This is a genomic window from Dactylosporangium sp. NPDC049742 (assembly GCF_040674675.1).
Classification (GTDB): domain Bacteria; phylum Actinomycetota; class Actinomycetes; order Mycobacteriales; family Micromonosporaceae; genus Dactylosporangium; species Dactylosporangium maewongense.
The window spans coordinates 417,248-423,695 of the sequence record NZ_JBFANF010000002.1 but is presented as its reverse complement, the minus strand read 5'-3'; the positions used below and the strand labels follow the sequence as shown (position 1 = coordinate 423,695).

The following is a 6,448-nucleotide window of genomic DNA, read 5'->3' as shown; positions in this document are numbered from 1 at the left end:
GCCGCGGCCAACGACACCGACCCCGACGGCGACACCGTGCGCGCCGGCGGCATCGCCACGCCGCCCACCGCCGGCCACGCCGTCGTCGACGCCACCGGCGCGATCCGCTACACGGCCGGCACCGGCGCGGGCACCGACACCTTCACCTACGTCGCCGCCGACGCCAACGGCGGCACCGCGACCGGGACGGTGACCGTGACCGTCACCGCAGGCGGCCCGACCGGCCCCGGCGCCGCCCCCGTCGCGGCGGACGACGCGGTGACGGTGCCCGCCGGCGCCGCGTCCGCGACGTTCGACCCGCTCGCCAACGACACCGACGCCGACGGCGACCCGCTCACCGTCATCGGGATCGGCACCGGTGGCGGCGCCGGTGGCGGCGGCTCCGGCACGCCCGCCGGGGGGACCGTCACGCTCACCGCGGCCGGGCTGCTCGTCTACACGCCGAGGGACGGCTTCCGGGGCGCCGACACCTTCACGTACACCGTGGGCGACGGCAAGGGAGGGCACTCCACCGCCACTGTGACGGTCGCCGTGGCCGACCGCGCCCCGGTCGCCGGGGCCGACGAGCGCAGCACCGCGGCCGGCGCCCCGATCGACGTGGACGTGCTCGCCAACGACACCGACCCGAACGGCGACCCGCTGACGGTCGGCGCCTGGGACGCCACCACCGCCCGCGGCGGCACCGTCACGCGGAGTGGTGGCCTGCTGCGGTACGCCCCGGCGGCGGGGTTCTCGGGCGACGACACCTTCACGTACACCGCGAGCGACGGGATCGTCACCTCGACCGGCACGGTCACCGTCCACGTCGGCGCGGCCGGAGCGCCGGCGCCACGCGCCGACGCCGCGAGCACCCCGACCGGCACCCCGGTGACCATCGACGTCCTGGCGAACGACGCGGATCCGGCCGCCACCGTCACGGCCGTCACGCCCGGCGCGCACGGCACGACCGCGATCGGCGCCGGCGGGACCGTCACCTACACGCCGCGGGGCGGCTTCTCCGGCGTCGACACGTTCGGCTACGCGGTCGGCGACGGCCGCGGCGGGCTCGGCACCGCGACCGTCACCGTCACCGTCTTCAACCAGGCGCCGGTGGGTGTGGACGACACGCTGCGCGCGCCGGCCGGGGCCGCGGTCGTCGTGCCGGTCCTCGCCAACGACACCGACGCCAACGCCGACACGCTGCGGGCCGTCGCGGCGACCGGGGCCGCGCACGGCACGCTGGCGATCGTCGGCGGCGCCGTGCGGTACACCCCGGCGGCGGGCTACCGGGGCGCCGACGGCTTCACGTACACCCTGAGCGACGGCAACGGGGGCACCAGCACCGCCGCGGTGACCCTCGACGTCGCCGGTGGCGCTCCGGTCGCCGGCGCCGACGCCGTGTTCGCCGCCCCGGGCGTCGCCGTGACCGTGACGGTGATCGCCAACGACAGCGACCCCGACGGCGACCCGCTCACGGTGACCGCGGCCGGCCGGGCGGGGCACGGCGGCACGGTGCTCAACGGCGACGGGACCGTCACGTACACCGCCGCGGACGGGTTCGAGGGGGTCGACACCTTCACCTACACGCTGCGCGACGCCACCGGGCTGCAGAGCACCGGGACGGTGACGGTGACGGTCGGGCTGCAGAGCACCGGGCCGGTGGTGGTGACCACGCCGATGGTGACCACGCCGGCCGGGAGCGGCGCGCGGACGATCGCCCCGCTGGACAACGTCAAGGACCCCGACGGCGGCCCGCTGAAGGTCGTCGGCGTGACCCAGCCGGCGAACGGCACCGCCGTGCTCAACGCCGACGGGACCGTCACGTACACGCCGGACAAGGGCTTCGCCGGCGCGGACGCCTTCACCTACACCGTCACCGACGGCACCGCCACGGTCGCCGGCACCGTCGAGGTGATGGTCGGCTCGGTCGACCTGCCGGTCACCGGCGGCGCGGTGGCGCCGCACGCGCTCGCGGGCCTGCTCATGCTGCTCGCCGGCTGGCTCCTGCGGTTCCTGTCGGCGCTGTCCTTCGGCGGCCCGCGACGCGCGCCCCGCGTTCACCGGCGCGGTGCGTGACGGCGCCGTGCCTCAGATCCGGTCGGCGACCCGGATCACGTGCTTGAGCCCCGACCAGGTGTCGTCGATGGCGCAGACCTTGACGTCCACCCGGCCGTGCGCCAGGGCGAAGTCGCGGACCCCGTTCTCGTCGAGGTCGGTCGCGATGCCGGAGGAGCGCTTCGGCCAGGCGACCCACAGCGCTCCGCCGGGTGGCGTCTGCCGGTGCAGCACCGGCCAGCGCCGCCGCAACCTGGCCTGATCAGGGCAGAAGCAGACGATCACGTCGTAGAGGCCGGGCGCGCCGCGACGGTGCAGCACCACGTCGGAGGGCAGGTCGCGCAGCTCGAACCCGGCCGGCGCCCCGTCGAGCAGCACGCGGTGCCCAGCGCTGACGCCGAGCTTCTTGGGCAGTGGAGTCCCTGAATATCCCGCCATGCCTGACCACGGTAGTCATCGTTCACCCGCCAGCCATGCGGGTAACCAGTCACCGTCAGCCAGCCGCAGGGGTCGACCCTTACACCGAAAGCATGACGATTCTCGCCGTCGCCGCCGACCCGGTCGGGGTCGACGAAACCGATCGCTACACCCTGCTGGTGGCCACGGACGGTGACCAGGTCCGGGCCGCACAACGGCTCCGCCACGACGTCTTCGCCGGCGAACTCGGCGCCAAGCTGCAGTCCGGCACGCCGGGCCTCGACGTCGACGCGTTCGACGAGCACTGCGACCACCTCATCATCCGCGACGAGCGCACCGGCGACGTCGTCGGCACGTACCGGATGCTGCCGCCGGACCGCGCGGTGGCCGCCGGCGGGCTCTACGCCGACACCGAGTTCGACCTCGCGGGCCTGCACCAGCTGCGCGGAGGACTGGTCGAGACCGGCCGCTCCTGCGTGCACCCCGAGCACCGCAGCGGCGCCGTGATCAACCTCATGTGGGCCGGCATCGCGCGGTACATGCACCTGCACGGCCACCGCTGGCTCGCCGGGTGCGCGTCCGTGCCGGTCGCCGACGCCGCCGGGATCTGGGACCTGGCCCAGCGCAAGCACCTCGTGCCGCCCGCCTGGCGGGTCCGGCCGCGCAACCCCCTCGCGCTGGACGGGCCGGTGCCGGCCAAGGTCGAGGTGCCGCCGCTGCTCAAGGGGTACCTGCGGCTCGGCGCCTGGATCGGCGGCGAGCCCGCGTACGACCCCGACTTCGAGTGCGCCGACTTCTACGTGCTGCTGTCGCTGGACCGGGTCAACCCGCGGTACATGCGGCACTTCCTCGGTCAGGAGTGAGCACGATGGCCGTCGTCGACTCGCTCTGGCTGCCGCGCTCGACCTGCGACGTGAGCTGCCTGCCGGCCCGCTCGGACGAGCACGTCCCGGTCGCGACGATGGTGAAGCGGATCGTCGTGACCGGGTCGGTCGTGCTGCTCGCGGTGCTCGCGGTGCCAGTCCTGGCCCTGCTGCCGCAGCGGCGCCTGATCGCCGTGCAGCGCCGGCTCGCCCGCGCGGTGCTCGCCGGGCTCGGGATCTCGCACCGGGCCGTCGGCCGGGTCCCGCAGTCCGGCGCGCTGCTGGTCGCCAACCACGTCTCGTGGCTCGACGTGGTCGTGATCCTGGCGCACGCGCCGGCCAAGCTCCTCGCCAAGCGCGAGGTGCGCCAGTGGCCGCTGATCGGCCGGCTCGCCGCCGCCCTCGGCACCGTCTTCGTCGACCGGTCCCGGCCGAAGACCCTGCCGGCCACCGTCGGGCGGATCAGCACCGAGCTCGCCGCCGGTGGCGTGGTCGCCGTCTTCCCGGAGGGCACCACCTGGTGCGGCCGGATGGGCGGCACCTTCCGCCCGGCGATGTTCCAGGCCGCGGTCGACGCGGCCGCCCCGGTCGTGCCGGTGCGGCTCACGTTCGCCCAGAACGGCACGCCGACGACGGTCGCCGCGTTCATCGGCGACGAGACCCTCGCCACCTCGCTGCGCCGGGTCGTCGCCGCCCGCGGGTTGTCGATCGAGCTGAAGGCGCACGCCAAGCTGTACCCGGAGCCGACCTCCTCCCGCCGCGTCCTCGCCCGCGCCGCGACCTCGGTGGTGGCCGCCTAGAACATCCGAGACCCGACAGTCGCGATGTATCGCGTTTGTCTGCTACCTTCGGTGGCATGACGACGTGGAACATCGCCGAGCCCACGCGGCTCGAGCTCAAGGGGGAGGTCAAGGACCTCCAGGTCACCCTGGTCGGCGGACGGGTCAACGTCGTCGGCGCTGACGGGCCCGCCCGGGTCGAGGTCACCGCGATCGGTGAGCGCCCGGTCACGGTCGCCCTCGGCGACGACGGAGTGCTGCGCGTCTCGCACGGGCATCTCCCCAAGTGGCCCGGCTTCCTCTGGTGGCTCTTCCACAGCCGGTTCAAGGTCGACGTCTCCGTCATGGTCCCCGACCGGACCCCGGCCACGCTCCGCGTCGTCTCCGGCTCCGTCATCCTCTCCTCGCTGCGGGCCGGCGCCAAGGTGGACGCGACCAGCGCCCGGGTCACCCTGCTCGGCCTGGACGGCCCCGTCGCCGCCAACGTGATCTCCGGCTCCATCGAGGCGCTCACCCTCGACGGCGAGGTCGACCTGGAGACCGTCTCCGGCGAGATCGTCGTCGCCGACTCCACCGCGCGGAAGGTGCACGCCCGGGCGATCTCCGGCTCGATCACGTGCGACCTCGACAACCCGCCCGTCGACACGGACGTGCGCCTGGAGACCGTCTCCGGCGAGATCACCGCCCGGGTCCGCGAGGACAGTGACCTGCAGGTCCACCTCAGCGCGATCTCCGGACGGGTGGTCAGCGCGTTCCCCGGCCTCGACCGGGTCGGCCGCAACGCCGTCACCGGACGGCTCGGCACCGGCACCGGCCGCCTGACCGCCAACGCGACGTCTGGCACGATCACCCTGTTGTGCCGGCCGGTCGATCTGGACGAGGAATCCTGATGAGTGCGGTGTTCAGTCACGGGCGGTTGCGGCTGTACCTGCTGAAGCTGCTCAACGAGGGACCCCGCCACGGGTATGACCTCATCCGGCTCCTGGAGAACCGCTTCCACGGCCTGTACGCGCCCTCCGCCGGCACGATCTACCCGCGCCTGCAGCGGATGGAGGCCGACGGGCTGATCAGCCACACCGCGTCCGGCGGCCGGAAGGTGTACGACATCACCGACGCCGGACGGGCCGAGCTGGTGCAGCGCGCCGCCGAGCTGGAGCGCCTCGAGACCGACATCAACGCCTCCCTCGCCGACCTGTCGACCCTGGCCGACGAGGTCGAGCAGGGCGTCCACGGCTCGGTGCGCGACCTCAAGCGCGAGCTGAAGGAGGCCGGCAAGCAGGCCCGCACCGCGCCCGCGTGGGGCTGGGGCTACCCGCCGCGGCCCGGGGCGACCGGCGCCGCGAGGCCGGGCGCCACCAGGCCGTCGCCCGCGCCCGGCGACGCCGCCGCCGAGCTGGAGGAGAAGGCCGCCCAGCTGCTCGCGGAGGTGCGCCGGCTGGCCCGCGCCAGCCGCGCCAGCCAGGAGACGATGCGTGCCACGCTGGTCGTCCTCGACGGCGCGATCGACCAGGTGCGCCGACTTCTGCGCTAGCTTTGGGTGACGGGGCGGGGTGTCCAGGAACTTCCCAGGCAACCATCAGCCCTGCTCCAGCGGGAGGCGGAAGACTATGCGCATGGGGGTACGAGGCGGCGTTGCACAATCCGGGGGTGCCCCGTCGCCAGGCGTTGCGCAGGCTGAGGCGAGACTGCTCGTGGTCGAGGACGATCCGAACATTCGCGAGCTCCTTTCGGCCAGCCTGCGTTTCGCCGGTTTTGCGGTAGACGCGGTGACCACCGGTGCCGAGGCGGTCACCGCGGCCCGCGACGCGAAGCCCGACCTGGTCGTCCTCGACGTGATGCTGCCCGACCTCGACGGTTTCGAGGTCATCCGGCGGCTCCGCGAGGGTGGCGTCCGGCTTCCCGTCGTGTTCCTCACGGCCCGGGACGGCACCGAGGACAAGGTCCGCGGCCTGACGCTCGGCGGCGACGACTATGTCACCAAGCCGTTCAGCCTGGAGGAGCTCACCGCGCGGATCCGCGCCGTGCTGCGCCGCACCGCCGGCGACCCGGGGCCCAACCGGCTGGTCTTCCACGACCTGGAGCTCGACGAGGAGACCCACGAGGTGTCCCGCGCCGGGCAGACGATCGCCCTGTCGCCGACCGAGTTCAAGCTGCTGCGCTACCTGATGCTCAACGCGGGCCGGGTGCTGTCCAAGGCGCAGATCCTCGACTTCGTGTGGAACTACGACTTCCGCGGTGACGACAGCATCGTGGAGTCGTACATCTCCTACCTGCGGCGCAAGGTGGACATCGCCGAGCCGCGGCTGATCCACACCCTGCGCGGCGTGGGCTACGTGCTCCGCCTCCCCGTCTGAG

General features: G+C 73.9%; 7 protein-coding genes. 6 read left to right on the top strand and 1 reads right to left on the bottom strand.

Features of this window, described 5'->3' with window-relative positions; all coding sequences use genetic code 11:
* On the top strand, positions 1–2,055 hold a 2,055-nt coding region (locus tag AB0J72_RS05375), incomplete at its 5' end, for an Ig-like domain-containing protein (protein WP_363394636.1).
* Between the two features lie 12 nt (positions 2,056–2,067).
* On the opposite strand, the gene AB0J72_RS05370 is transcribed toward AB0J72_RS05375, so the two are convergent.
* Entirely contained in the window at positions 2,068–2,472 is a 405-nt protein-coding gene (locus tag AB0J72_RS05370; protein ID WP_363394634.1) for a DUF3052 domain-containing protein, read from the bottom strand.
* Positions 2,473–2,564: 92 nt separating this feature from the next.
* Here AB0J72_RS05370 and AB0J72_RS05365 point away from each other — a divergent pair, with 92 nt between their 5' ends.
* The 5 genes from AB0J72_RS05365 to AB0J72_RS05345 all read left to right on the top strand — a co-directional run bounded on the left by AB0J72_RS05365 (position 2,565) and on the right by AB0J72_RS05345 (position 6,447).
* Positions 2,565–3,314, top strand: a complete 750-nt coding sequence (locus tag AB0J72_RS05365) for a GNAT family N-acyltransferase (RefSeq protein WP_363394632.1) — start codon at positions 2,565–2,567, stop codon at positions 3,312–3,314.
* Positions 3,315–3,319: 5 nt separating this feature from the next.
* Positions 3,320–4,114 carry a lysophospholipid acyltransferase family protein gene (locus AB0J72_RS05360; RefSeq protein WP_363394630.1) on the top strand — a complete coding sequence of 265 codons (795 nt, stop codon included), beginning with the start codon at positions 3,320–3,322 and terminating at the stop codon, positions 4,112–4,114.
* 56 nt (positions 4,115–4,170) lie between these two features.
* A complete protein-coding gene (locus AB0J72_RS05355; protein ID WP_363394628.1) occupies positions 4,171–4,983 on the top strand; it encodes a DUF4097 family beta strand repeat-containing protein in 813 nt (270 codons plus the stop codon).
* Positions 4,983–5,624, top strand: coding sequence for a PadR family transcriptional regulator (locus tag AB0J72_RS05350; RefSeq protein ID WP_363394626.1), 642 nt, complete (start codon positions 4,983–4,985; stop codon positions 5,622–5,624). The genes AB0J72_RS05355 and AB0J72_RS05350 overlap by 1 nt, the downstream gene beginning before the upstream one ends.
* Before the next feature lie 82 nt (positions 5,625–5,706).
* Positions 5,707–6,447 (top strand): response regulator transcription factor, encoded by a 741-nt coding sequence (locus AB0J72_RS05345; RefSeq protein ID WP_344513665.1) that lies wholly within the window; start codon positions 5,707–5,709, stop codon positions 6,445–6,447.
* Position 6,448: the final 1 nt, after the last annotated feature.

Excerpts from the sequence above, each read along its gene's own strand:
- AB0J72_RS05370 (WP_363394634.1), bottom strand. The coding sequence starts at position 2,472 with ATGGCGGGATATTCAGGGACTCCACTGCCCAAGAAGCTCGGCGTCAGC.
- AB0J72_RS05345 (WP_344513665.1), top strand. The coding sequence starts at position 5,707 with ATGGGGGTACGAGGCGGCGTTGCACAATCCGGGGGTGCCCCGTCGCCA.
- AB0J72_RS05360 (WP_363394630.1), top strand. The coding sequence starts at position 3,320 with ATGGCCGTCGTCGACTCGCTCTGGCTGCCGCGCTCGACCTGCGACGTG.
- AB0J72_RS05365 (WP_363394632.1), top strand. The coding sequence starts at position 2,565 with ATGACGATTCTCGCCGTCGCCGCCGACCCGGTCGGGGTCGACGAAACC.
- AB0J72_RS05355 (WP_363394628.1), top strand. The coding sequence starts at position 4,171 with ATGACGACGTGGAACATCGCCGAGCCCACGCGGCTCGAGCTCAAGGGG.
- AB0J72_RS05350 (WP_363394626.1), top strand. The coding sequence starts at position 4,983 with ATGAGTGCGGTGTTCAGTCACGGGCGGTTGCGGCTGTACCTGCTGAAG.